Origin of the sequence: Cucumibacter marinus DSM 18995 (assembly GCF_000429865.1) — a bacterium.
Lineage (GTDB): Bacteria > Pseudomonadota > Alphaproteobacteria > Rhizobiales > Devosiaceae > Cucumibacter > Cucumibacter marinus.
Genome location: NZ_AUCR01000017.1, coordinates 1 through 22,639 on the forward strand (window position 1 = coordinate 1; position 22,639 = coordinate 22,639).

A 22,639-nucleotide genomic window follows, 5' to 3' on the forward strand; every position below is an offset into this window, starting at 1 on the left:
GCCCTTGATCTTCTTGCCCCCGGTTCCAGACCGGCAGCCGTCCCGATCTGGAACGAGCGCAAGCGTGGGTTTCTTGAGCTCCTGCATTCCTATGGCCTGCACGGCCCGGCGGCCCGCAAGATCGCCGCCGACTGGACGGCGGCAATCGCCGTTGCCGGTGAAGCCGAGAAGCAGCACCGCCGCCAAAAACGCGAGGCCGAAATCAAAGCTGTCGAGAGGTTCTTCGCCGAGGAATTCAAATAGACGCGCCGCACCTTCACCAGCACATGCCCGCGCCAAAAGAGCAGCAACCGAAAAGGAGAAAAAATGAAACGCGAAACGCTGGAAAACCAGAACGACCCTGCCTGGGCGGCGGCCTACACCGACGCCCACATCAGCGCCATTCAGGTCGGCGCCGATGAGAGGGATGCGCAGACCTACGCCCATATCGCAGCCGATATTGCGCTTGCGGATCGGGCCGAGGCCAGGCGCGAGGCCGAAAGCCAGAGCCATGCATCCGAGCCGCCTGTCGCGGCGGAAGAAACCAGCGCGGCCCAGGCGACTGCATCCGACGACAATCACGGATGGGACAAGGTGGTCGCCGAAAGGAACGCAAAGCGCGGCCATCCCGCAATCGGCACCGACGATGCCGCCCAAGCAACAGCCAAGGGCGAGCACGACGAGGGAGCCAAGGCTACCCCCGGAGCCGCTGTGGCTGGCTGGAAAGCTGCCGCCGAGCGGATCAACGCGGGCCGCTAGTGCAAAGGCTGGCCACAGGCGCGTGGGGGGCGCCATGAGGCGCCCCTCCCCCCGGGGGCTTTAGGTACCTTTTGGGCGCCCGGCTTTGCGCGGGGCAAGACGCCCCCGATATTTCAGCGTTTTTTTGCGCTGAAAAAACACAGTTTCGTTTCCATTTTTCCACTCGGGAAAGCCGCCAGCGATGCCGAAGACTGCACAAATCAGCGCAAGGGTTATGAGATTGCCCACAGCGGTCAGTTCCGCCACGCCTATAGCCCGGCCTAGGCAGGCGCCGACAAAAAGGCCCGCCGGTTGGCGGGCCTTTCGACCTTCTGGAATGTCACCGGGATCGTAGCGCCAGGCTCTCGGCGATGTTGTCGAGCATTTGGTGGCCGACCCAATCGCGCCAGTCCGGTGACCGCTCTGTGATCCATGCGCGGGCGGCCTCGATGCTGTCAAAGCTGGGGGCTTCTGCCCCGAGCTCCGTCCCGCCCGCAATGAGTGCGCGGGCGATCTCGTCAGCTTCGGTCATGCGGCCTTCTCCGCCTTGGCTTGTGCCTCAAGGGCAATCACGCAAAGGTCGCGGTATTTCGCGATGGCCTTGGGGCTGCTCGAAATCGGATTGATCTCGAATGCCTTGAGGCCTTCCAGATTGCCGGCCTCGGCCATTTCGACAACTTGCGCGAGCTTCGGGCGGAAGCGGGTGTGGGTCTTGGCGCTGAAATCTGGCGGGGTCGGCATTTCGCCGGCCTGTGCGGCGGCGAGGATCGCGGCCCGCTTGCCCAGCGGCTTCTTGGGCTTGTCTTTCGGGGCCTGATCGGCCTTGTCGCTCTTGGTCTTGGGCGCCGTCTCGGCGGGCTCGCTGTCCGGGGAAGGTGCGCCCTTCAGTTGCGCCTCAAGATCGGCCTTCGCGGCGTCAAAGCTCATATCGAGGTTTGCGGTCGGCTGGCTGATGCCGGCCTCATCGGCCAGCTTGAGAAAGCGCCTGATCGCGGCGTCCTTCGATTTGGCGCGCTTGTAGCCACCCCCGGTGATGACGGCAGTCAGGCGGGCGATTTCGAGGGCGGTCAGCTTGGTTTCGGTGGTCATGGCGGTCTCTCCTTCTTTGATGGGTTGAGGCTGATAGCTCGGGGGCACAAAGGCGGCGCGCCCCTCGGGGGTAACGGCGTAGATCATGCCGCGCCGTCCGTTTTTGATTTCGGCTTGCATCTTGATCGCGCCCTCGCGGGCCGCGGGCAGATTGGAAAACTCTCGAATGTCGTATTTGCCGACGCCGAGGAAAATGCTGACCCGGAAATGGTCGGCGCGCTCGATCATGTCGGCGTCAAAGTCACTGTTTTTCTTCGGCATTTTGACCTCCCTTGCGATTGGAAGGTCTGCAGTTATGGAGCTGCGCGGAAGAAGTCCACACCCTGTTGTGCTGGAATCCAGCAAGACTTGAGAAGCAATGGATGCCTGTGCTGAAATCCTTGGCAGACGAGATGGAGGTATCGGTGCCGATCAACACAATCTTGATACTGATGGCCCGTTGGCTGCGGATTTCACCGCTGCTCGCACACGTTCAGATTATGTTGGCGGTGACAATCGCCTATGGCTCATTGAACCCTTTGGGTTGGAGGGCTTTTAGCGAGTTATGGGTCGCCGCATTGTGGGTGGTTGTCTGCTCATTGGTGGTTTTGGTCACCTGGCTGACAAAGGGAAAACTCATCAAAGACTGGATGCGCGCTGATCCCTGGCGTCAGTGATCACGCCTCGCCCTTGGAAGGCGGACGACCTTGCCAACTTCCTTGCCGACAAACGCCCCCCAATCAGCCATCATGCGGCGGCGCTTTTCCAGCGCATCTCCCCTCCGATAGGCCCGCTCGGTCGCATCGCCAAATACATGCGCGAGGGCGGCTTCCGCAATGTCACGGGGGTATCGGGAGACCTCGAAAGCCCAGTCGCGAAATGATGAGCGAAAACCGTGGACCGTTACGTCAGAATGGCCCATGCGTTTCAGGAGAGCGGACAGGGTCATATCTGACATCTGACCGCGACCGCTGGTGAAAACGAGCCCTTCGTCTCCTGACAGCTGCGTCGCTTGCGACAAGATCTCCAATGCCCGGTCGGTGAGCGGGACGCGGTGCTCGCGTCCCGCCTTCATTCGATTTGCCGGGATGGTCCAAACCGCTTGGTCGAGATCGAATTCTGCCCACTCAGCCCCGCGGACTTCCCCCGAACGGGCGGCAGTCAAAATAAGAAACTCGAGCGCAATCGAGCTCATGTTATCGCGCGTCCTTAGCTGTGCCACGAAGTCGGGCAATTCCTTGTAGGGCAGAGCGGCGTGGTGCCCCCTTTGGAGCTTCTGACGCTTCGGCAACAGCAGGGCGAGATGGCCACGCCATCGCGCCGGGTTTTCGCCCTCACGAAAGCCCGCGGCCTTCGCAGCATCAAGGACGCGCTCAATTCGTCCGCGGATGCGCGATGCTGTTTCGTTCTTGGACTGCCAGATTGGCTGCAAGATGCCGAGAACATCTTCGGTCGAGATCTCTGCCACCGCCTTTGACCGGATAGAGGAACAATAGGCATCGCCCAGGGTCATTCGCCACTGAGCAACGTGCTTATCGTTGCGAAAGCCACTGGCCTGCCCAGCGATCTGCTTTCCCCCAACCTTGCCACCGTCCAGATAGGCGTCGGCCATCTGGCCAAACGTCACGATCTGGGAGGCTTCATCCTGACCTGCTCTTCGAGCAAGGTCGGCTTCATGCTTCCTATGCGCGATAGGATCTCCGCCCTGTTGAACGATCGCCCGCGCTTCATCCGCGCTACGCCTGGCCTCCACAAGGCTGACCTGCCCTTTCTTGTCCCCAGCCGGCCCGAGGCCCATCTCACGGCGCTTGCCATGCCGATTGAAGAAAAGCACCCACGACTGCCCATTCTCACGCACGAGCAGATAGAGCCCGCCGCCGTCGTTGTAGCGACCGGGCGAGAGGTTCTGCCGGAGGATATTGCCGGGCAATTGATTCCTGAGACCGCGCCGGGCCCGCGTATTGGATTGGCCTGTCATGCTATCAGAATCTCCCTGTCCCCACTTCCGTCCCCACTTATCCGTGGCGATCCGGTGAAACAACATGGGACACCCTGAAACAAATTGTAGGAAAAATCCAACAATTACAGCCGATTATCGGCCCGTTAGATGGATCATCGCGAATCTTGGGACGGCGTGAAACAGCTTCTTGGCGGACTTCCTCTCCGCCACTTCCAAGCGGTTGGCACTTGCCAACGCAAACTTCCGGTGGAGGTTTGCGAGCGCAGGAAGGCCATGAGAGCTATGCTCGAATGGCAGGAACGCAAAAATCTCCGGGTTCGAACTTCGTCCCTCTCTCCGCCATTCCCAGTTTATTCCCCCAAACCCCACATCAGCCCCAGCCTCAACGCGCTTCGCGAAATGCCCGGTTGCCGGTACATCCAGTGGTGCCGGTATCGCTTTTATTGCCGATTTTTCGGTCACTTATCCAATCATCCCGCATTGGCTGAGCATTTGCCTCGCGGCGGAAGATCGGTGACGCTCCAGTCTCTCGGGGCGATGAATGCGCGGCGCGGTAACGCGGAAATGCATCCCGACCGGGTGACATTTCGAGCCGATTTCGCCTATCCATCTGATATCGCTGAGTTGCACGACTTCCCAAGGGGATGGCACTGTGCAGAATTCGCGATCCCCCAGTAACCCAAAGCCGGATCCCCTTGCATGAGCGTTGCGACTACCGACCGGGCGGAAACCGCTGTCCTGATGGGGACATATAACGGTGCTCCTTTCCTGGCCGAGCAGATCGCTTCAATCCAAGCCCAGACGATCCCCAGGCTGGATCTGATCGTTTCCGACGACGGATCGACCGACGGCACACAGGCCCTGCTGGCCGAGGCTGCGGCGGGATGGAAGAAGGGACAATTCGAGGTCCTGTCCGGGCCCGGAAAGGGCTTTTCGGAAAACTATCGCCACCTGCTCATCGCTCATGGGCAGTCACATGCGTTTGTTGCGTTTTCCGATCAGGATGACATCTGGCACCCTGAGAAGCTGGAAGTCGCCATCAACTGGCTGGGTAGCCAATCGGACAAGCCGGCGCTCTATTGCGGCAGAACCCGCTATGTCGATGCAGCCGGCAATTACCTGCGCATGTCGCCCTTGTTCCGAAAACCGCCTTCGGTTCACAACGCGCTGGTTCAGAGCATTGGCGGCGGCAACACCATGGTGATGAATGCCAAGGCCGCACAGCTCGTCGGCATGGCTTCGCGCAACCACCCCTTCGTCTCGCACGATTGGTGGGCCTATCTGGTGGTCACCGCTTGCGGGGGCATCGTGCGCTACGATGCAACGCCGCATATCGATTATCGGCAGCATCAGGACAATGTGCTGGGTGCCAACGACACCGTCCTGGCACGCCTGCGGCGTGCCACCGCCCTTCGGCAAGGCCGGTTTCGGCAGTGGATGGACATCCATCTGACCGGTCTGGCCGAACTCGAGCCTCACATGACCACCGAAGCCCGCAACCTGATCGCGGACTTCAGGGCAATGAGACAGAAAGGCCCGATAGCCCGGCCCTTATCGCTTGTGCGCTCTCGCCTTTACCGGCAGACCCTGCTAGGCACAATGAGCCTCGGTATCGCCGTGGCGATGGGCTGGCTATGAGCTGGTTTTTCTCTAGCAAAAATACGCTATATACATTGGCCACCAGTATCAATTTTCTGAATTCTGCAATAACCAGCAAGTTTTATTAAGGGTCGACATGAAGGGCATTATTCTTGCAGGCGGGGCAGGAACGAGGCTCTATCCGATGACGCTGGCCGTCTCGAAACAACTCTTGCCGGTCTATGACAAGCCGATGATCTTTTACCCGCTCAGCGTGCTGATGCGGGCGGGAATCCGCGATATTCTGGTCATTACCACCGAGCGAGACCTTCCCCTTTTTGCCCAGCTTCTTGGCGACGGATCGGTGTTCGGGATTTCATTGTCCTATGCCGTGCAGCCCCAACCGAACGGGCTGGCTGAAGCGTTCCTTATTGGCGAAGACTTCATCGCCAATGACGATTGCGCGCTTATTCTTGGCGACAACATCTTTTATGGCGCGGGCCTCTCCGAGCTGTGCGAAAGCGCGATCGCCCGCCCGCGGGGCGCCACCGTGTTCGCCTATTCGGTCAGTGATCCCGAGCGATACGGCGTAGTACAATTCGATCCCTCGACAGGCGAGGCCATCGATATCCAGGAAAAGCCTGCCACTCCCAAGTCCCAGTGGGCGCTGACCGGGCTCTATTTTTATGATCGGGACGTGGTGGACATTGCCCGGTCGATCACGCCATCCGCCCGCGGTGAGCTCGAAATCACCGATGTGAACCGCACTTATCTCAAGCGGGGCGAACTCGAAGTCGCCAAGATGGGCCGCGGCTATGCCTGGCTCGACACCGGCACGCCCGACAGCCTGCACGAAGCGTCCGCCTTCGTTCAGACAATCGAACGGCGCCAGGGCATCAAGATCGCCTGCCCTGAGGAAGTCGGGCTTGAAAGCGGGTGGCTGACCGGCGAGGCCGTGCTGGCTCGCGCTCATGAGCTGGGGCAGTGTGACTATGCCGCCTATTTGCGGCGACGGGTGAAGGAGCTCTCTTGATGCCGCACTTCAGTCCGCTTGCCCTTCGCGATGTCATCGAAGTGGTCCCCGATCGTTTCGGGGACGCGCGCGGCTACTTTTCCGAGGTCTACAACAAGGCCCTCTGGTCCGGGAACGGCGTCGATGTCGATTTCGTGCAAGACAACCATTCCCTGTCCGGCAAGGTGGGCACACTCAGAGGCCTGCATTATCAGCTCGCCCCTTTTGCCCAGGCCAAGCTGGTGCGGGTCGTGCGCGGCGCGGTCTTCGATGTTGCTGTCGATATCCGCAAAGGTTCGCCAACCTTCGCGCAGTGGGTGGGGCTTGAATTGACCGCCAGCAAGGGCAATCAGCTTTTCGTCCCGGCAGGGTTCGCTCACGGATTCCTGACGCTCGAACCGGACACCGAAGTCCTCTACAAGGTGTCGGACTACTATTCGCGCGAGCATGAGCGCTCGATCCGGTTCGATGACCCGGACATCGCGATCGACTGGCCCGGATCTGCCGATCAACCGGTCCTCTCCGAAAAGGATCGGGAAGCACCCCGGCTTTCGGAGATCGATGCCAGCACGGACCTTTGACAGGCCGATCCGAGAGTACAAGTCATGCGATATCTGATCACCGGAGGGGCAGGATTTATCGGGTCGGCGGTTTGCCGCCGGTTGGCCGGCGATCCTGGAAACCGCGTCGTCAATGTCGACAAACTCACCTATGCAGGCAATCTGCAGTCGCTTCGGACCATCGCCGATGCCCCCAATTACCGGTTTGTTCAGCTCGACATTTGTGACGCGGACGGTTTGGGCGAGCTTCTGGCGGCCGAAGAAATCGATGTCGTCATGCATCTTGCGGCCGAGAGCCATGTCGACCGTTCGATCGACGGGCCCGAGGCGTTCATTCAAACCAATCTTGTCGGCACATTCAGGCTGCTTGATGCGGCCCGCTCCTATTGGGAAACGCTGAAGGGCGACAGGCGCAACAGGTTCCGGTTCCTGCACGTCTCGACCGACGAAGTGTTTGGCGATCTCCCTTTCGACAGCGGCATGTTCACCGAGGAAACGCCCTATGATCCGTCCTCGCCTTATTCAGCGTCCAAGGCCGGATCAGACCATCTCGTTCGCGCCTGGCACCGGACCTACGGCCTGCCGGTCGTCCTCGGAAATTGTTCGAACAATTACGGTCCCTATCAGTTTCCCGAAAAGCTCATTCCGCTTGTCATTCTGAATGCGCTGGACGGCAAACCGTTGCCCGTCTACGGCAAGGGGGAAAACGCCCGGGACTGGTTGTTCGTCGAAGACCACGCCGCGGCACTTGAACTGATCGCCGCCGCTGGCAGCCCGGGCGAAAGCTACAATGTCGGCGGACACGCCGAGCGCCGGAATATCGATGTGGTCGAGGCCATCTGCGCACTGCTCGATACCATGGCGCCCCGTAAGGGCGGGCACAGTCACCGCGAGATGATCACCATGGTCGATGATCGTCCGGGTCATGACCGGCGATATGCGATCGATCCGGGCAAGATCGAACGCGAGCTTGGTTGGCATGCGGCGCACAGTTTCGAGACCGGACTGGAAGCCACCATCGCGTGGTATCTGGAGAATGAATGGTGGTGGCGGCCGCTCCGTACGGAACGCTATGCGGGCGAACGATTGGGACGCCCGGAGAACTTGCCGTGACCCGCATTGTTGTGACAGGCACGCAAGGCCAGGTCTCAAGGGCACTACAGGAGCGCGCCACTGCGCGGCCCGACATCGACATGGTGGCGCTTGGCCGCCCTCACCTCGATCTTGCCAACCCGGAATCGGTTGCCTCCGCCATCGGCGAGACCGCCCCCGACCTCGTCGTCAATGCGGCGGCCTATACCGCGGTCGATAGCGCCGAGGACGAGCCAGAACTGGCACATCGGGTCAATGCCCTGGGAGCCGAAGCAGTCGCCCGGGCGGCGGCTCACCTTGGCGTGCCGGTCATTCAAATCTCGACTGATTATGTCTTCTCGGGTGACGCCGGGCGGCCTTATTCCGAACAAGACAAGCCCGACCCGCATAGTATCTATGGGCGCAGCAAGCTCGATGGCGAAGAGCTTGTTGCTAAGGCCAATCCCCGTCACCTCATCCTGCGCACGGCCTGGGTCTACAGTCCTTTCGGGCGCAATTTCGTCAAGACCATGCTGGCGCTGGCGGCCAAGCAGGGCGAGGTCAACCTGGTTAATGATCAGGTCGGCTCGCCAACCTCGGCATTCGACATCGCGGATGCGGTCCTGGCGATTTCGGACAGATTGAATTCAGAGCCAGAGTTTGCCGACTGGGGCATCTACCATTTTGCCGGAGCAGGCCAGGCCAGCTGGGCAGAATTGGCTGAGGCAACATTTGCCCTCTCCGCGGGACTGGGCGGGCCTTCCTGCACCGTGGTGTCCATTCCCTCGAGTGCATACCCAACGAAGGCCCGGCGCCCTGCCAATTCACGGCTCGACTGTTCCCGCTTCACGCGTGTCTTCGGGGTAACGGCTCCGCACTGGCACCACTCCCTACGGTTGTGCCTCCAGAGGCTGTCGAACCAATGGCAAGTCCAGGAAGACCCGGAACAGGCTAGTCATTCCAGTCCAAAAGGAACCAAAAGGCAGTGAGCCGGGAAACGGAGAACAAAGTGACTGCTGCATCGCGCGTGGTGGGTGCATTCAGGATGTTGCGCAAACACACGCGCAATTGGTCCTCCCTTCGCCGTGCCTTCGGTTTTGCCAGAGACCTGCTTTCTGATCAGGGCATTCGAGGGTTGCGCGACGCCTTGCGCGTCGCCCTCCACCGCGCCAGCAGCCACGCCCATGACTATGGCCGCTGGGTCCAAACATATGACACGTTCGGCAAGTCCGACTTCGATGCCATGCGCGCGCAGATCGAGGCATTTGACGACATGCCGCTCGTGTCACTTGTGATGCCCGTCTTCAATCCGCCGGAGGTGTCTCTGCGGGAGGCCATTCAAAGCGTGATCGACCAGATCTATTCCAACTGGGAGCTTTGTATTGCCGACGATGCCTCGACCGCGCCGCGTGTACGTCAGGTGTTAGAGGAGTTTGCGCAGCGCGACCCCCGCATCAAGGTGACTTACCGGGAAGAAAACGGCCATATATCTCGGGCCTCAAACTCCGCACTCGACCTCGCGACAGGCGATTGGATTGCGTTGCTCGATCACGATGACCTTCTGCCCGCCCATGCCCTCTATTGCGTGGTCGAGACCATTTTGGCCAATCCGCAAGCGCAACTTATCTTTTCGGATGAAGACAAGATCGACGAGGAAGGCAACCGGTTCGACCCCTATTTCAAGTCCGACTGGGACCCGCTGCTTCTTTGCGGGCACAACATGTTCTCGCATCTCGGGGTCTACCGGCGAGACCTTGTTTCTGCGGTTGGAGGGTTCCGGACCGGCTTCGAAGGGGCACAGGATTACGATCTGATCCTGCGCTGTTCTGAACGCGTCGATCGCGCCGCCATCCTCCACATTCCGCGCGTCCTATATCATTGGCGGGCGATCGCCGGGTCGACCGCAAGGGGCCCGAGAGAAAAGGACTATGCGACGAGCGCGGCACTGCGGGCACTGACCGAGCATTTTTCGCGCACCGGACAAGCTGCAAGCGTTGAGGAAATCGGCAATCGCGGTATGACGCGCGTTCGGTTCGCCCTCCCCGATCCCGCACCGCCGGTCAGCATCATCATCCCGACAAGGAACCGGAGGGACCTTCTGGAGTGTTGTGTCGACAGCATTCTGGCGCGAACGGACTACCCTGATTTCGAGATCGTCATCGTCGATAATGGCTCGAATGAAACGGACACGCTGGCCTATCTCGACCAGTTGGCCGCACAGAACGGCATCCGGGTGATCCAGTATGATGGCGACTTCAACTTTTCGGCGATCAACAATTTCGCGGTCGGTCAGGTCACATCCGAGTTGATCTGCCTCCTCAACAACGACACAGAAGTGATATCACCGGCTTGGCTTTCCGAGATGGTCGCGCTGGCCATCCAGCCCGATGCCGGTGTGGTTGGCGCCAAGCTGCTCTACCCCGACGAAACCATTCAACACGCAGGTGTGGTTATGGGGCTTGGTGGTCATGCCGGGCACATACATCTGGGACATCCCGCTTCATCGCCAGGAGCGGCGGGACGCCTCGAATTGGCGCACGAAGTTAGCGTGGTCACGGCAGCCTGCTGCGTTGTCAGGCGATCGATTTATGAAAATCTCGGCGGGCTCGACGAGATGGACTTCAAAGTTGCCTATAACGACGTCGATTTCTGCCTGCGCGTTCGGGAGGCAGGATTCCACAATTCTTGGACGCCAGAAGCGGTGCTTTACCACCACGAGTCCCGAACCAGGGGTTACGATACCGCGCCAGAAAATCGCGAGCGATTTGAGCGTGAGCAGAATGAATTGCGGCGCAGATGGCGAGCCTGGATTGAACGCGATCCCGCCTACAACCCCAATCTCGGCCTGGATGGCGCAGATGCGTCATTTGCCTGTCCACCCCGGGTGTCTTTGCCCGGTCATTTCTCCCCGAATGACGAACGCAGACAATTGCGTTTGATGCCCGCCGGCCAGAACGGGCCGCGTCTGTTCTTCATGCATATTCCCAAGACTGCGGGTTCCTCGATCAACCACGCCTTCCATGACGCTTTCGGCGGACGGGCCCTTTCGCACATTGAAGGCAAGACTCTGTCCAACAACGAACTGCGGGATAGCCGGTTCGTTTCGGGCCATGTCCATTTCCCGGAATTCAAGCGAATTTCAGAGGGTATCGCGTTCAACAGCATCACGTTTCTGCGTGATCCGATCGATCAGCTTCGGTCTCATCTGAACTGGGTGAGATTGCAGACGATCGAGCCCCGACATCGCGCATTCATCGAAAAGCGCGAGGCCATCAGGCTACTGAGCGATGATTTGCGGAATGTGGACCTCCAAGATCCCGATGACATTCGAACGTACCTGACCCGCAACGAAGGCAACCCAATCAGTCTGGCGTTGTTCGAGAACTGCCAGACGCGCTATTTCCTGCCGGCTCCGATCAGCAGATTTCTCACGGACGAAGATCTTTCCGAGGCCGAAGAAGCTCTTGAGCAGTTCGAGTTCGTGGGATTGACCGAGTGCTTTGGTCGTTCCATCGCTTTGCTTTCGCAGCGATACTCCCTGTCACTTCCGACCGGAGATATCCGAAAGAATGCCATGAATTACGGCAAACATATCGACCGTGAGCGTTTCCGCGATGTGCTCTGGGACTACCTCAAATACGATTTGGCTCTCTACGGGCTGGCCAAGGATCGGTTTTCAAACCGGCATTGATGTTATGAAAAGGCCGTTCTCAGCCTAGTCGCGCGCATACTCACCGATCGGCAAGACTTCCCCTGCCCGGCCCTTTTCAAGCCGGAGCACCTTGTTGCAGGTCTGTTCGATCAGGCTCTGGTTGTGGCTGGCGAGAACGATGATGCCGGCCTTTTGGGCAATCTCGTCCATGCGCGCCGTGGCCTTGTCCTGGAACCCGGCATCGCCCGCTCCGATCCATTCGTCCATCAAGAGGATTTCCGGCTGTAGCGTCGTGGCAACCGAAAATGCCAGCCTGGCCGCCATGCCCTGGCTATAGGCCTTGAAAGGCATGTCGATAAACTCGCCGAGCTCGGAGAACTCGATGATTTCGTCCATCCGGGCGGCGATCTGCTGTTTGGTCCAGCCATTGATCAGTCCGCGCAGTTCAATGTTTCGGCGACCGGTGGCCTCGGTACGAAATCCAAGCGTGATGTTGAACAGGGCATCCACGCGCCCGTCGATGTGCAGCTCTCCGGCGCTGGGTTCGAAAATGCCATAGAGCACTTTCAGCAGCGTTGTCTTGCCCGCGCCGTTGGGTCCGACAAGGCCCAAGCGGTCGCCCGACCGCAAGGAGAAGGTCACGCCCTCAAGCGCCTTGACGATCCTCCCGCTGCCACTGGATTCGATGCGCCCGCCGGCGGCCATGCGCCGGTCACGTGGCGCCAGGGTCAGCTTTCTGGGAATGCGATAGTTGAGGCCGATATTCCGGGCAGAAATGGAAACCATCAGATCATGAATGCAATTTGCTTGCGGAACAGCCCGAGCAGCGGGATGGCAATGGCCCATAACACGAGCACGACAACAAGGCAGAAGCCCAAGGCAAAGACGGGAACCGTGTCAAAGACGATGGGCTGCCGGAAGATCTCCAGAAAATAGGTGAAGGGGTTCCAGTGATAGAGGACGCCGCGCCAGCCGACCACCTCATCGAACCCCCAGAATGTGGGGGTGAGAAACATGCCCACGCGCACCGCATTTTGCATGATGAACTGCATGTCGGGGAAAAAAGCCCCTATGAGGGCCAGGATCAGAATTGTGGGCGGGGTTGCCAGGATGATGATCCCGAGCGCGACGATCGACCAGGACCAGGTGGCGGTAATCGGGACCTGCATCAGCAAGAGAATGGCAGCACAGCCGATCAGGGCGTAGCCGGAGCGGATGACCGACTGCATGGTCAGGCGCAGCACATAGGTGGTGAGCGGCAGGATCGTGCCCTTGATGAAGCTCTCTTCCCTCACAAAGAGCGCTGCACTCTGGCCCAGTATGTCCATGATGTAGAACCAGACGAACAAGCCCGTCGCAGCATAGGCCGCGAACAAACCCTCCCCTGCGGGCCCGCCGAACACGACAATGAACGTGCCGATGAAGATCAGGTAGTTGAGCAAGAGCCAGAACGGCCCGAGCGTGGTGCGTTTGTGCTGATCACCTATGTCTTCGCTGGCCAGCGCAATCCAGACGGCGCGCAAACGCAGGGCCTCGCGGATATCGGCCAGCGCGGCTGCGATCAGTTTGCCCATCTGCCCCACTGCACTTTCAAACCCGCTCAACCTGCTGGGCCGCACTGCTAGCACGGCGCTCACGCCGCCGCCAATCTGAGACCGACAAGTTATCCCCGCCCCGAAACGCCAAGCTTAGGCTGCCGGGGAACCTGCCGACAAGGATAACACCCATGACCTCCACCCCGATACTCGGCCTGCCCTATATCGCTGCCAACCAGGCGCTCAAGCACATCACCCATAACCAAGCCCTTCGGACCCTCGATGCCCTGGTCCAGCTCAACGTGCTGACGCGCATTGTCACCGAACCGCCAGCCGAACCCGTTGAAGGCGCGCGATACATCATTGCCGATGGTGCGACCGGTGACTGGACCGACATGCAGGGTCATATCGCCGTCTATGAGGACGGTGCGTGGATGCTCATCACGCCCGGCCCGGGCTGGTTGGCCTGGGTGGTCGACGAAGGCGCGCTGCTGGCATTCGAGGCGGGGGCCTGGGTCCCCGCGGCGGTCAGAAGCGGTGTTCTGCAATTCGGCGTCAACACCGCACCCGATGCCACCAATCGGCTCGCGGTCAAGTCCGATGCGATCCTCCTCAGTCATGACGATGTTACGCCCGGCTCCGGCGACATGCGCACCGTCATCAATAAACAGGCCCCGGTCGACACCGCCTCGCTTCTGTTTCAGTCGGGCTGGAGCGGCCGGGCCGAGATGGGCCTTTCGGGCGATGATGATTTCCGCGTCAAGGTGAGCGGCGATGGCGCTGCCTGGCATGAAGGCCTCGTGATCGACAGCGCCAATGGGCGTGTCCGTTTTCCTTCCGGCGGTGTGCGCGAGATTCTTTTCGCCGATCGCACCTACCACGTCTCCCCGGCTGGCGATGACGCGGATGACGGGCTGACCAGCGGCACGGCTTTTGCCACCATCCAGAATGCAGTGGACACGGTCTATGGCACGCTCGACCTTGGCGGGCACGATGTGGCCATCCAGCTGGCGCCGGGCACCTATGACGGCTTCGATGCGGTGAATCCGCAGGTCGGTGCAGGCACGATCACGGTCAGGGGCAACACGGGCGACCTGGATCAATGCGTGATCGCGGATCATGTCGGCTCCAGCATCGTCATCAATGTCGAAAATTACGGCACGCGCATCGCGCTCGAAGGGCTGACGGTCACGCGCACCAACACCACCAATCTGATCCGGGCATTCGCCGGCGCCCGCATTGATCTCGTCACCAACAACAAGGTGTCCGGCGCAGGCCGCTCCCATTCGCTGATGGCGGACGCGCTGGCAACGATCGAACTGAAGGGCACGCTTGTCGCCGCAGACCAGTGCTATTCACTTCTCTATGCCGGGCGGAACGGCTACCTGACGATCGCCGGTGCCACGCTCGACTTCTCAAGCGCCCCGGATATCGGCGTCGTGGCGCTGGCCAATAACGGTGGCGTGGTGTTCGCCCATGCCAACACGTTCATCGGCTCAGCGACCGGGGGACGGCGGTATGTGGTGCAGTTGAATGGGATTGTGAATTCGAATAGTGGGAATCCGAACTACTTTCCGAACGACGACCCCGGGATTGAAACGAGTGGTGGTCAGTTCAATTGACGGCACAATCAGCTTTGGGTGGCGATCGTCTCCAAAATCTTGGGCTTCAAGATCCCATTATTTGACAGGAAGTCAGACATCCTACGGGCGAGCATTCTCCTATTCCGGTCAAATGCATTTCCGTCGAATTGGAAAAGTTCCATCATCTGGTCGCGTGAGATGCCCAACCTGACGTCCCGCGCAACAACGTGCGGGACCATCATTGTCCTGCACAACTCCAGTGTTCTTGAGTCGTGCGCGATGCAAAGACCTGGGATTCCGGCTTGAAGCGCCAGCATCACCCCATGAATCCTTGTTCCCACAACGAAATCGAACCGTCGATAATGTTCGATCCAGGAATCGACATCGAAAAACACGTTTCCGTGACGATCGGCCCACACCACGAACTCGTCCAGGTCCATCTCAGGGCAAACATAATCTCTGCACGCCCGAAGTTCGACTTCTTCCAGTTCAACCGCTTCGCCTCTCGTCAGCTTAAGCATGGGAAGTGCATGCTGTCCGACATACGAACCGTGAGTAACGGACACGAGCCGTCCAAGTGACGCTTCGATGTGACGAAGGTGCCTCCAACTTTGGTGGCCCGCCGCCACTGCAAACCGCTTGGGCGGTCTGATCCGACGTTCGATTAAGCGTCCCAGTTCCGGATCAGGATTGATAAACAAGGAAGGACACCCGAGTACGGTGGCATGCTCGGACAATTCGTAGTGCTTGAGAACTTCCAGAGTGAAGGCACCACGCACTGCTATATTTGGAGCGGCGGAAGGGGCGCGCTTTGCAATCTCTTTGACCCAGTCCACTGTGCCCTTTGGTACTTCCGGGATTTTGCCGTCCACATCGCTCTGGCTACCCAAACCGATCATCACGAGCTTCTGTGAGAGGGTCCCAACGCTTTTCGCGAGATCACCGTAGTCTACGTGCGCGCCAAACTGATTCGCCGCAGGGATCACACCTATGTCACCCGCGGTTTCGATAGTGTGTTTGTCACCACTCCAAGGGACTTGGTTCAAGCGTCCCCCCAATAAGCGATGAATGGCATATTGGAATGCCAGGTTCCCAGTATTATGCCCGACGCGGCTGTACAGCGTCTCCGTGGCCAGAAACGGGTGCCCATCAACTCGGTGAGGCAGGCCAAAAATGAACGGTTCCCCCATCAGGCGACCGTCCTTGCCGCTATCTGCCCGAACCAGTCGAGATGCGCGGCGGCGCTCTCGGCCACCGTTATGGGTGGTTTGATCCGTTTCACATTCTGTTCCCAGATTCCCGGGTCGCTTGCCAATTTGACCATTGTCTCTGCAAGGGCCAGCGGGTTGCGGGGCTCGACGCGGGTGTGTTCGGTGGCCCCAGCCGCCTTTTCGGCCATGCCGCCAATATCCGAAACCACCACGGGTCGGCGGTGGGCAAAGGCTTCCTGAATAACCATGGGCGAGTTCTCCCACCAGATTGAGGGGATCACGACCCAATCGACGCCCCGCATGCGGCGGTGCAGGTCCTGTGGCTCATACGGGCCATGCCATTGCAGGCAGCCATGAGGGAGCAGCGCGTCGCGGCTGGCCTCGATCCGGGTGATGAAGTCGGGTTGTTGCAGATCGAGGTTGGCGCCGTGGACCTCGAGATGCAAAGGCGCCTCGCCCTGTCGGTGCGCGATGGACAGTGCATCGAGCAGGACATCGATCCCCTTGAAGGGGTTCAGTTGGCCGAAATAGCCGAAGCGATTGCGCAGTCCGTCCCGACCCGGCTCCCGGTGCGGCGCGGGCGCCACAGGGATCTGGCCGTTCTCGATAGTCGTGATCCGCTCAGGCGCGATGCCCCAGTCGATATAGCGCTGCCGCAGGAATTCGGATGGTGCTACGAAGCCGTCGACCCAGTCGAAATTGCGCTGGATGAAATTCTTTCTGAGCCAGAAATCCTCGCGGCTGACATCGGGATAGCAGCGATGGCAGTCCTCGATGCTTTCGTGGCTGCACAGCCGGCCGCTGCCCGGCTTCACCATCTGGCCGTTGTTCTTGCAGATCGCCTGGAACTCGTGAAGCGTGAGGAAGATGCGGGTTTGAGGGCAGGTCCTTCTGATCAACTCGAACATCTCGATGCCGAGATGCGCATAGTGATGGGCATGCACGATATCGGGGTTCACCAGCTCCAGCCAGGCTCTGAACCGATGACCGGCCTCATCCCGGCCAAGGCCCCGGAACAGATGCCAGTCGTGCATTTCACGGTTCCACAGAAATTCGTGCTCCCGGCGGGCAGAGATCAGCCCCGTGGCGCTCTGCCCCGGGCGCCGCATGCCTGCGAGAAAAACCGCCTCCGCCACATCGGCCTGCTCCCGATAGCCCGTGAACAGATTGTAGGCCGCGATTTCGGCGCCCCCAACGTCAAAATCCGGGTGACCGTGGGCGACCACGGCGATACGCAACTGCTGGCTCACTGCGCCGCCGCGAGTATGGGACCGTCCGCCAGTCGTTCGATGGCGTTCCCCCAACGCCGATAGTGGCGCAGGGCATTGAGAACAACGACCTGTTGGCGGAAGCCGGCGTCACCTATGCCATTAAGCGATTGCCGCTCGAGATGGATCAGCTCGACATCGGGCGTGTAGCCGGGCAACAGGCCCTTCTGCCGGTATTTGAGGCATAGGTCGCTATCCTCGAAATCGCCAATCAGATAGCCGGTGTCGAACCCGCCCAACGCTTCGAATTCATGGCGCCGCACTGCCATGCACGCGCCCGTAACCGCGGGTCGTTCCACCAACCCCCGGGTTGTGTCCGCCGATGGCGGCAACCCCATTAGAGGATGGTCGTTGATCCAGGTTCCGAGTGTGCTGTTCCAGCGGAACGCAATCCCGGCATGCTGCAGCCCGCCATCGGGAAACAGCAGGCGCGGCGCGACGACGCCGAATTCAGGCCGCGCTTTCAGCAGTCCGGTCAAGCCCTCGACCCAGCCCGGCGCCTTTGGAAAAACGTCACTGTTGAGGAAGATCAGGAACCGCCCGGCGGCCTGGCTGGCGCCCAGATTGCTGGCGCCGGAGAAGCCGCGATTGGCATGCCCCCAAACCAGGGAAAAGGGCACGCCGTAGACCCTGAACAACTCCTCGCTGGCTGCAGTGACGGGTTCAACAAGGTCCGGGTCGTCCAGAACATAGATGAGTTCGACATCGTTCCGCAGGCCGGAATCGTGCGCAAAGGCAAGCAGTTGATGCTCGATAAAATCCCAGCGGCCGTAAAGTGGAACCACAATGCTGGTCTCAGGCCGGACAGGCGGCTCACCAAAGTTCTGCCGTTCCACGGCCAGCGCGGCGAGCGCATCGTTGCGCGCCCGGAGTGAAGCGGCGATCTGCGGGCCGTCGATCTCGGCAAACCGCGCCACCAGCTTGTGCTGCGGGGTCGGGACCGAGAACAGACGTTTTGCAAGAACAACAGGATCGCTAACGCCGGCATCGGTCGCAGCGGTCGACAGGATTTTCCCCCTCCCCCGCCCAAGGCGCAGCGACACCCATTTCGCTCGTCCCGCATTCTCGATGCGGGTGATGAATCCGCCTCTCTGCGCGCCGGCCCCGTGCAACGCGCCAAACACCTCGGCCAGGTCGGGGCGATGGACCGGATGGGCATGCGCCATCGACCAGGTCTGGTTCCCGTCACCCGTCAGCACAATATCGGTAGCATCATAAGGCAAGGACCAGCCGGCAACAGTGAGCGAGCCGTCCGCCCCCCGGATCGCGGCATCGATGTGGCCAGCTGCCTGCCCGGAAGCGGATTTCGGGCTCCGGCCCGCTGCCGCATGCTGCAGAAATGGTTCGGTCGTCAGCAATTGCCGGAGTGGAACCTGCAGCCTGGGTGGAATCTGCCGAAAGAGCGTTCTTGCAAATTCGGGCGGAGACAAGCGAACATTCAGCATCCCGAATACAACTCACGTGATTAAAAACACTTTCGGCGAAAAGCCGGATACGGAAAACTACTCGGAATCAATTGTCACGCTTAAGATCTGATTTTATGGATATCAACTTATAGTTTTTATCAAATATTCCCAATTCTATACATGCTCGTTCAACGTATTTTTCAATATGTGAAATACTGACGGAAGCTTCATTCTCGCGCTTTGCTGGATACGCCGGGCATCCGTACCCGTCCGACTCCCGAACACCTCTCCCCCGGTCGAACATGCCCGTGCTAAGGTTGCGCACGGGAGTGGCACAGAGGGAGGACGTCATGATTTCAAGGAAATTGCTCACGGGGCTCGGCGCCATCGCGCTCGCAGGCGGGCTCAGCGTGACAGCGCTGCCGGTAGGGGCGGCCATCGCACCGCCCAACCCGTCCGGTGCACCGGTTGAGAACCAGCAGATCGTCATCAGCTACGGCGCCGGCTTTGGCACCGCACTCGATGCTCAGCCGGGTGATGCCACCCATGGGCCTTACGCAGCTGCGTTTGCCGATGTCATGAGCGTTCCCGAGCTTCCGCTGTCAGACGCCCTGATCGCGCTTCGGGCCCGTGTAAAGGCCCTGTCCGATGGCCATCAGGCGCCCACCGCCTATCTCGAGCTCGACAGCAATGCCTCGCTCGGGACCATCGCAGCCGGGGGCAATGCGCGGGCGCTGATCATCGCCAATCAGGATTATGCCGAGGTGCAGGCGCTCGAAAACCCGGTGGGCGATGCCCAGCTTGTCGCCAACACACTCAAGGGGCTCGGCTTCGAGGTGACTTCCTTGTTCGATTTGACCTCGGCTGAAATGCTGGATGCGATCGATCGTTTCGCCGCCGGCCATTCGGACAATGGCGCCGTCGCTTTCTATTTCGTCGGCCACGGCATCGCGATGGATGGCCGCAACATGTTGCTGGGCACCGATGTCGATCAGGATGTGCTCGGTCCGGACGGCGTGGTTTCGCTTGGCGAGGCCTTCTCCCGCCTCCGCTCCGCGGGCAACGGCCCGCAAACCCTGATGATGTTCCTCGATACCGACACCGTCCCGATTCCCGCGCTCAATCCGGCGCTGATCGAGAATGCCGCCCAGGAACGCTCCGCCACGCGGTAAGCCGAGGGCAGCCCTTGACCTCAAGCTGACTTGAAGTGCTAGCACCGGGCTGCCGGCACCTCCGCCGGCGATTCATCCGGAGTGGTGCCTATGTCCCCGAGCCTTTTAATCGACGCCATTGTCATCGGCGTCGGCGCCAGCCTTGTCGGCGATCTTTGGGCGGTCGTCCGCCTTCGTCTCATCGGCGTTCCGCCGCTCGATTACCGCTATGTGGGCCGCTGGCTGGGTCACATGCGGCGTGGCCAGTTTCGACACGCCAGCATCGCCGCTGCCGATCCTGTGCCGGGAGAAGCGCTGTTCGGCACAGGATCGGCAGCGGTTTCGCGCTCGGCATGCTGCTGGCTGTTGGTGAAAGCTGGCTTGAGGCGCCGACCCTCCTGCCCGCGCTTATCACCGGACTACTGACCGCAACTGCACCCTTCCTCATCCTGCAGCCGGCCTTCGGCGCCGGGCTCTTTGCGTCACGCACCCCGCGTCCTGGCATGGCCCGGCTGCACACGCTGATCATGCATCTGGTGTTCGGCCTGGGGCTCTATGGGTCGGCGGTCGTTTGGGCCTGGCTCATGTGAGCCGGCCCCAATTCGATCACAGATTCAGGGCATTGTCTGATTTGCGGCACATGACCCGGTTCTCCGGGTCGGCTGCCGCGTGGAGCGGTGGCAGGAGGCCGGAATGGCGCGGACCCTTTCGCACACATCCCGATTGATGACGGCTGCGGTGGCGCTTGTCGCTGGCGTTCTGAGTGGCGGTGCGGCATTGGCCGCAGACCTCAACGGGGTCTGGCGCACACCCAATGGCGTCATGGTGGCCATCGAGAATTGCGGCAATGCCTATTGCGGTTTTGCCGATGCCGGCGGCGCCCAGCCCGCATTGATGCTCGAGCACGGCGCCGGCCCACGGGTCTGGCAGGCCGTGATGCATGATCCGGCGAGCGGCACGATGCGGCGCGGTATCGCGCAACTGGTGAGCGAGGGCACGCTGCGGCTTCGCGGCTGCGCGCCTATCGACACCGATTGCGTCATCGAGGATTGGCAGAAGGTCGACTGACGGGAGAGGCCCCCGCCAGCCTCATTCTCGTCGGCAGGACCAGTCAGGCCGCGTTCTGGTTCACCTGAACCGGGGCCGCCTGGTATTCCTTGTCAGCCTTCAGCTTGTCGGCTTCCTCGCTGGCGACGGCGAGACCGCGGGCCACGGCTGGCCGCGCTTCCATGCGCGCGATCCAGGCCTTCACATTCGGCACGCTGTCGATGTCGACACGCTGATTTTTCCAGCCCAGCGCCCAGCCGATAATGGCCATGTCGGCGATGGAAAACTCGCCCGTCACGTAGTCCTTGCCCTCGAGCTGCTTGTCGAGCACGCCGTAAAGGCGGCGCGTCTCTTCGACATAGCGGTTCATGGCGTATTCGATGCGTTCGGGCGCGTATTGCACGAAGTGGTGGTTTTGACCGAGCATGGGGCCAAAGCCGCCCATCTGCCACATCAGCCATTCATCGACCTTGACGCGTTCGCGCGGGTCCTCGGGATAGAACCGGCCGAATTTCTCGGCGAGATATTTCAGGATCGCACCGGATTCGAACACCGAAATCGGTTCGCCGCCCGGGCCCTCGGGGTCGAGGATGGCGGGGATCTTGTTGTTCGGGGAAATCTTCAGAAAGTCGGGGGCGAACTGGTCGCCGCGCCCGATATGGATCAGGTGAACGGTATAGGGTACGCCCAGCTCTTCAAGCATGATCGAGATCTTCTTGCCGTTGGGCGTGGTCCAATAATAAAGATCGATGGGCTTGCTCTGCTGAATAGTCATGGGGTCAAATCCTTGTCGCCGTACCGGCCAAAGGGCGGCCCGGTCGGGCTTTTCAATCATTGAACACGGTCGGCGGGCATCTGGCGCGCGCCGGTGAATGAAGGGGCGACCGGTTTGTGGCACACATGCCCTGACCGATCAAACACAAATCATCGTGATTCTACGATAAAAGGAAAGCCCTCATGGATCTGGTGATTTTGCTGCTGGCGGGGTTTGCGGGCGGAGCGCTCAACTCGCTGGCCGGCGGCGGGTCGTTCATCGTGTTTCCGGCGCTTTTGCTGGCCGGGGTGCCGCCGATCTCGGCCAATGCCACCAATACCTTTGCCGCCCTGCCCGGCTATATCAGCGGGGCTGCGGGCTATTGGCGCGATGTGGCCGGCCAGAAACGCCGCCTCCTGATCTATGCCGGCATTGCCCTTGTCGGGGGCTATATCGGCGCTGAGGTGCTGTTGATGACCTCTGACGAGCAGTTCTCCGCGCTCGTGCCCTGGCTGATGGCGTTCGCCGTCACCGCCTTTGCGTTTGGGGGCATGCTCAACCGCTGGCTGGCGCGCCGCTCCGGTGAACATGCTCGCCTCAGGATCGCAGGGCTGGGCGTTCTGGGAATCCTGCTGCTGGCGATCTGCATCTATGGCGGGTTCTTCAATGCCGGGTTGGGCATCATCCTGCTGGCCTATCTGGCGCTGTCCGGCCTCACCAATGTGCACCAGATGAACGGGCTCAAGCTCGTGATCTCCTCCAGCGTGTCGGTCATTGCGGTGGCCCGCTTCGCGCTCAACGGCTCCATCGATTGGGGCGCGGGGCTCGTCGCGGTCGTCGGTGTCGTCACCGGTGGCTATCTCGCCGCGCGGCTGGCCCACCGCATTCCGGGCACCGCCATCCGTGCCTTCGTCATCGTCTATGGCGTGGGGCTGACGATCTGGTTCTTCGTCTCGGGCACCTGAGGCGATCCGCGTCTATGCCACCCGGCGTTGACCTTGTGGCAACCACTTTCGTTCATCATCCGGCAATGCGGTGGGCAGGATACATGCCGCCCACTATGTCG

General features: G+C 60.6%; 23 protein-coding genes and 1 pseudogene. 14 read left to right on the plus strand and 10 right to left on the minus strand.

Features of this window, described 5'->3' with window-relative positions; translation table 11 throughout:
- Both G489_RS22570 and G489_RS0110215 read left to right on the plus strand, forming a co-directional pair.
- On the plus strand, positions 1 to 243 hold a 243-nt coding region (locus tag G489_RS22570; RefSeq protein WP_035872366.1), incomplete at its 5' end, for a hypothetical protein.
- Between the two features lie 63 nt (positions 244 to 306).
- Positions 307 to 738: a hypothetical protein gene (locus G489_RS0110215; RefSeq protein ID WP_029041473.1), complete on the plus strand. Its 432-nt coding sequence runs from the start codon at positions 307 to 309 to the stop codon at positions 736 to 738.
- A gap of 60 nt (positions 739 to 798) precedes the next feature.
- Here the strand turns inward: G489_RS0110215 and G489_RS0110220 are convergent, their stop codons facing one another.
- The 3 genes from G489_RS0110220 to G489_RS21835 form a co-directional block, all read right to left on the minus strand.
- Positions 799 to 984, minus strand: coding sequence for a hypothetical protein (locus tag G489_RS0110220; RefSeq protein WP_029041474.1), 186 nt, complete (start codon positions 982 to 984; stop codon positions 799 to 801).
- 73 nt (positions 985 to 1,057) lie between these two features.
- Positions 1,058 to 1,249, minus strand: coding sequence for a hypothetical protein (locus G489_RS0110225; RefSeq protein WP_029041475.1), 192 nt, complete (start codon positions 1,247 to 1,249; stop codon positions 1,058 to 1,060).
- Complete coding sequence (locus tag G489_RS21835) at positions 1,246 to 2,067, minus strand: hypothetical protein (protein WP_051332519.1); 822 nt, start codon at positions 2,065 to 2,067, stop codon at positions 1,246 to 1,248. The genes G489_RS0110225 and G489_RS21835 overlap by 4 nt, the downstream gene beginning before the upstream one ends.
- A 101-nt stretch (positions 2,068 to 2,168) precedes the next feature.
- Here G489_RS21835 and G489_RS0110235 point away from each other — a divergent pair, with 101 nt between their 5' ends.
- Positions 2,169 to 2,462 (plus strand): hypothetical protein, encoded by a 294-nt coding sequence (locus G489_RS0110235; RefSeq protein ID WP_029041476.1) that lies wholly within the window; start codon positions 2,169 to 2,171, stop codon positions 2,460 to 2,462.
- On the opposite strand, the gene G489_RS0110240 is transcribed toward G489_RS0110235, so the two are convergent.
- Entirely contained in the window at positions 2,456 to 3,763 is a 1,308-nt protein-coding gene (locus G489_RS0110240; RefSeq protein WP_081691509.1) for a tyrosine-type recombinase/integrase, read from the minus strand. The genes G489_RS0110235 and G489_RS0110240 overlap by 7 nt on opposite strands.
- A gap of 681 nt (positions 3,764 to 4,444) precedes the next feature.
- Here G489_RS0110240 and G489_RS0110245 point away from each other — a divergent pair.
- From G489_RS0110245 to G489_RS20000, 6 genes are all read left to right on the plus strand, one after another.
- A complete protein-coding gene (locus G489_RS0110245) occupies positions 4,445 to 5,383 on the plus strand; it encodes a glycosyltransferase family 2 protein (protein WP_029041478.1) in 939 nt (312 codons plus the stop codon).
- A gap of 97 nt (positions 5,384 to 5,480) precedes the next feature.
- On the plus strand, positions 5,481 to 6,356 hold the full coding sequence (gene rfbA / locus G489_RS0110250; protein WP_029041479.1) for a glucose-1-phosphate thymidylyltransferase RfbA: 876 nt from the start codon (positions 5,481 to 5,483) through the stop codon (positions 6,354 to 6,356).
- On the plus strand, positions 6,356 to 6,916 hold the full coding sequence (gene rfbC, locus G489_RS0110255) for a dTDP-4-dehydrorhamnose 3,5-epimerase (protein ID WP_029041480.1): 561 nt from the start codon (positions 6,356 to 6,358) through the stop codon (positions 6,914 to 6,916). The genes rfbA and rfbC overlap by 1 nt, the downstream gene beginning before the upstream one ends.
- 24 nt (positions 6,917 to 6,940) lie before the next feature.
- Positions 6,941 to 8,008, plus strand: coding sequence for a dTDP-glucose 4,6-dehydratase (rfbB, locus tag G489_RS0110260; RefSeq protein WP_029041481.1), 1,068 nt, complete (start codon positions 6,941 to 6,943; stop codon positions 8,006 to 8,008).
- Positions 7,936 to 8,955: a dTDP-4-dehydrorhamnose reductase gene (gene rfbD, locus G489_RS19995; RefSeq protein WP_081691510.1), complete on the plus strand. Its 1,020-nt coding sequence runs from the start codon at positions 7,936 to 7,938 to the stop codon at positions 8,953 to 8,955. The genes rfbB and rfbD overlap by 73 nt, the downstream gene beginning before the upstream one ends.
- Before the next feature lie 20 nt (positions 8,956 to 8,975).
- On the plus strand, positions 8,976 to 11,657 hold the full coding sequence (locus tag G489_RS20000; RefSeq protein WP_155889362.1) for a glycosyltransferase: 2,682 nt from the start codon (positions 8,976 to 8,978) through the stop codon (positions 11,655 to 11,657).
- 24 nt (positions 11,658 to 11,681) lie between these two features.
- Here G489_RS20000 and G489_RS0110275 read toward each other — a convergent pair whose 3' ends face one another.
- Together G489_RS0110275 and G489_RS0110280 are read right to left on the minus strand one after the other, a co-directional pair.
- The gene (locus G489_RS0110275) at positions 11,682 to 12,404 is read right to left on the minus strand and encodes an ABC transporter ATP-binding protein (protein WP_029041482.1); all 723 of its coding nucleotides are present in this window, start codon (positions 12,402 to 12,404) and stop codon (positions 11,682 to 11,684) included.
- The gene (locus G489_RS0110280) at positions 12,404 to 13,192 is read right to left on the minus strand and encodes an ABC transporter permease (RefSeq protein ID WP_245578879.1); all 789 of its coding nucleotides are present in this window, start codon (positions 13,190 to 13,192) and stop codon (positions 12,404 to 12,406) included. Before G489_RS0110280 ends, G489_RS0110275 begins: the two co-directional genes overlap by 1 nt.
- 152 nt (positions 13,193 to 13,344) lie before the next feature.
- Between G489_RS0110280 and G489_RS20005 the strand changes: the two genes are divergently transcribed.
- Entirely contained in the window at positions 13,345 to 14,775 is a 1,431-nt protein-coding gene (locus G489_RS20005; protein WP_051332521.1) for a DUF2793 domain-containing protein, read from the plus strand.
- An 8-nt stretch (positions 14,776 to 14,783) separates the two neighbouring features.
- On the opposite strand, the gene G489_RS0110290 is transcribed toward G489_RS20005, so the two are convergent.
- The 3 genes from G489_RS0110290 to G489_RS21840 are packed head-to-tail and all read right to left on the minus strand — an operon-like array spanning position 14,784 to position 18,573.
- On the minus strand, positions 14,784 to 15,926 hold the full coding sequence (locus G489_RS0110290) for a polysaccharide pyruvyl transferase family protein (RefSeq protein WP_029041484.1): 1,143 nt from the start codon (positions 15,924 to 15,926) through the stop codon (positions 14,784 to 14,786).
- The gene (locus tag G489_RS0110295; protein ID WP_029041485.1) at positions 15,926 to 17,197 is read right to left on the minus strand and encodes a glycosyltransferase; all 1,272 of its coding nucleotides are present in this window, start codon (positions 17,195 to 17,197) and stop codon (positions 15,926 to 15,928) included. Before G489_RS0110295 ends, G489_RS0110290 begins: the two co-directional genes overlap by 1 nt.
- The gene (locus tag G489_RS21840) at positions 17,194 to 18,573 is read right to left on the minus strand and encodes a glycosyltransferase (protein ID WP_162142424.1); all 1,380 of its coding nucleotides are present in this window, start codon (positions 18,571 to 18,573) and stop codon (positions 17,194 to 17,196) included. Before G489_RS21840 ends, G489_RS0110295 begins: the two co-directional genes overlap by 4 nt.
- 398 nt (positions 18,574 to 18,971) lie before the next feature.
- On the opposite strand from G489_RS21840, the gene G489_RS0110305 reads away from it, so the two are divergent.
- The 3 genes and pseudogenes from G489_RS0110305 to G489_RS0110315 all read left to right on the plus strand — a co-directional run bounded on the left by G489_RS0110305 (position 18,972) and on the right by G489_RS0110315 (position 20,840).
- On the plus strand, positions 18,972 to 19,793 hold the full coding sequence (locus tag G489_RS0110305) for a caspase family protein (RefSeq protein ID WP_029041486.1): 822 nt from the start codon (positions 18,972 to 18,974) through the stop codon (positions 19,791 to 19,793).
- A gap of 90 nt (positions 19,794 to 19,883) precedes the next feature.
- Positions 19,884 to 20,362 (plus strand): annotated as a pseudogene (locus G489_RS20015) (DUF2938 domain-containing protein).
- A gap of 103 nt (positions 20,363 to 20,465) precedes the next feature.
- Positions 20,466 to 20,840: a DUF2147 domain-containing protein gene (locus G489_RS0110315; protein WP_029041487.1), complete on the plus strand. Its 375-nt coding sequence runs from the start codon at positions 20,466 to 20,468 to the stop codon at positions 20,838 to 20,840.
- A gap of 43 nt (positions 20,841 to 20,883) precedes the next feature.
- On the opposite strand, the gene G489_RS0110320 is transcribed toward G489_RS0110315, so the two are convergent.
- Positions 20,884 to 21,594, minus strand: a complete 711-nt coding sequence (locus G489_RS0110320) for a glutathione S-transferase N-terminal domain-containing protein (RefSeq protein WP_029041488.1) — start codon at positions 21,592 to 21,594, stop codon at positions 20,884 to 20,886.
- Positions 21,595 to 21,776: 182 nt separating this feature from the next.
- Here G489_RS0110320 and G489_RS0110325 point away from each other — a divergent pair, with 182 nt between their 5' ends.
- Entirely contained in the window at positions 21,777 to 22,538 is a 762-nt protein-coding gene (locus G489_RS0110325; protein ID WP_029041489.1) for a sulfite exporter TauE/SafE family protein, read from the plus strand.
- Positions 22,539 to 22,639: the final 101 nt, after the last annotated feature.

Bases quoted from the DNA above. Each gene is read 5' to 3' on its own strand.
- G489_RS0110215 (WP_029041473.1), top strand. From the start codon at position 307: ATGAAACGCGAAACGCTGGAAAACCAGAACGACCCTGCCTGGGCGGCG.
- G489_RS0110225 (WP_029041475.1), bottom strand. From the start codon at position 1,249: ATGACCGAAGCTGACGAGATCGCCCGCGCACTCATTGCGGGCGGGACG.
- G489_RS21835 (WP_051332519.1), bottom strand. From the start codon at position 2,067: ATGCCGAAGAAAAACAGTGACTTTGACGCCGACATGATCGAGCGCGCC.
- G489_RS0110235 (WP_029041476.1), top strand. From the start codon at position 2,169: ATGCCTGTGCTGAAATCCTTGGCAGACGAGATGGAGGTATCGGTGCCG.
- G489_RS0110240 (WP_081691509.1), bottom strand. From the start codon at position 3,763: ATGACAGGCCAATCCAATACGCGGGCCCGGCGCGGTCTCAGGAATCAA.
- G489_RS0110245 (WP_029041478.1), top strand. From the start codon at position 4,445: ATGAGCGTTGCGACTACCGACCGGGCGGAAACCGCTGTCCTGATGGGG.
- rfbA (WP_029041479.1), top strand. From the start codon at position 5,481: ATGAAGGGCATTATTCTTGCAGGCGGGGCAGGAACGAGGCTCTATCCG.
- rfbC (WP_029041480.1), top strand. From the start codon at position 6,356: ATGCCGCACTTCAGTCCGCTTGCCCTTCGCGATGTCATCGAAGTGGTC.
- rfbB (WP_029041481.1), top strand. From the start codon at position 6,941: ATGCGATATCTGATCACCGGAGGGGCAGGATTTATCGGGTCGGCGGTT.
- rfbD (WP_081691510.1), top strand. From the start codon at position 7,936: ATGGTGGTGGCGGCCGCTCCGTACGGAACGCTATGCGGGCGAACGATT.
- G489_RS0110275 (WP_029041482.1), bottom strand. From the start codon at position 12,404: ATGGTTTCCATTTCTGCCCGGAATATCGGCCTCAACTATCGCATTCCC.
- G489_RS0110280 (WP_245578879.1), bottom strand. From the start codon at position 13,192: ATGGGCAAACTGATCGCAGCCGCGCTGGCCGATATCCGCGAGGCCCTG.
- G489_RS20005 (WP_051332521.1), top strand. From the start codon at position 13,345: ATGACCTCCACCCCGATACTCGGCCTGCCCTATATCGCTGCCAACCAG.
- G489_RS0110290 (WP_029041484.1), bottom strand. From the start codon at position 15,926: ATGGGGGAACCGTTCATTTTTGGCCTGCCTCACCGAGTTGATGGGCAC.
- G489_RS0110305 (WP_029041486.1), top strand. From the start codon at position 18,972: ATGATTTCAAGGAAATTGCTCACGGGGCTCGGCGCCATCGCGCTCGCA.
- G489_RS0110315 (WP_029041487.1), top strand. From the start codon at position 20,466: ATGGCGCGGACCCTTTCGCACACATCCCGATTGATGACGGCTGCGGTG.
- G489_RS0110320 (WP_029041488.1), bottom strand. From the start codon at position 21,594: ATGACTATTCAGCAGAGCAAGCCCATCGATCTTTATTATTGGACCACG.
- G489_RS0110325 (WP_029041489.1), top strand. From the start codon at position 21,777: ATGGATCTGGTGATTTTGCTGCTGGCGGGGTTTGCGGGCGGAGCGCTC.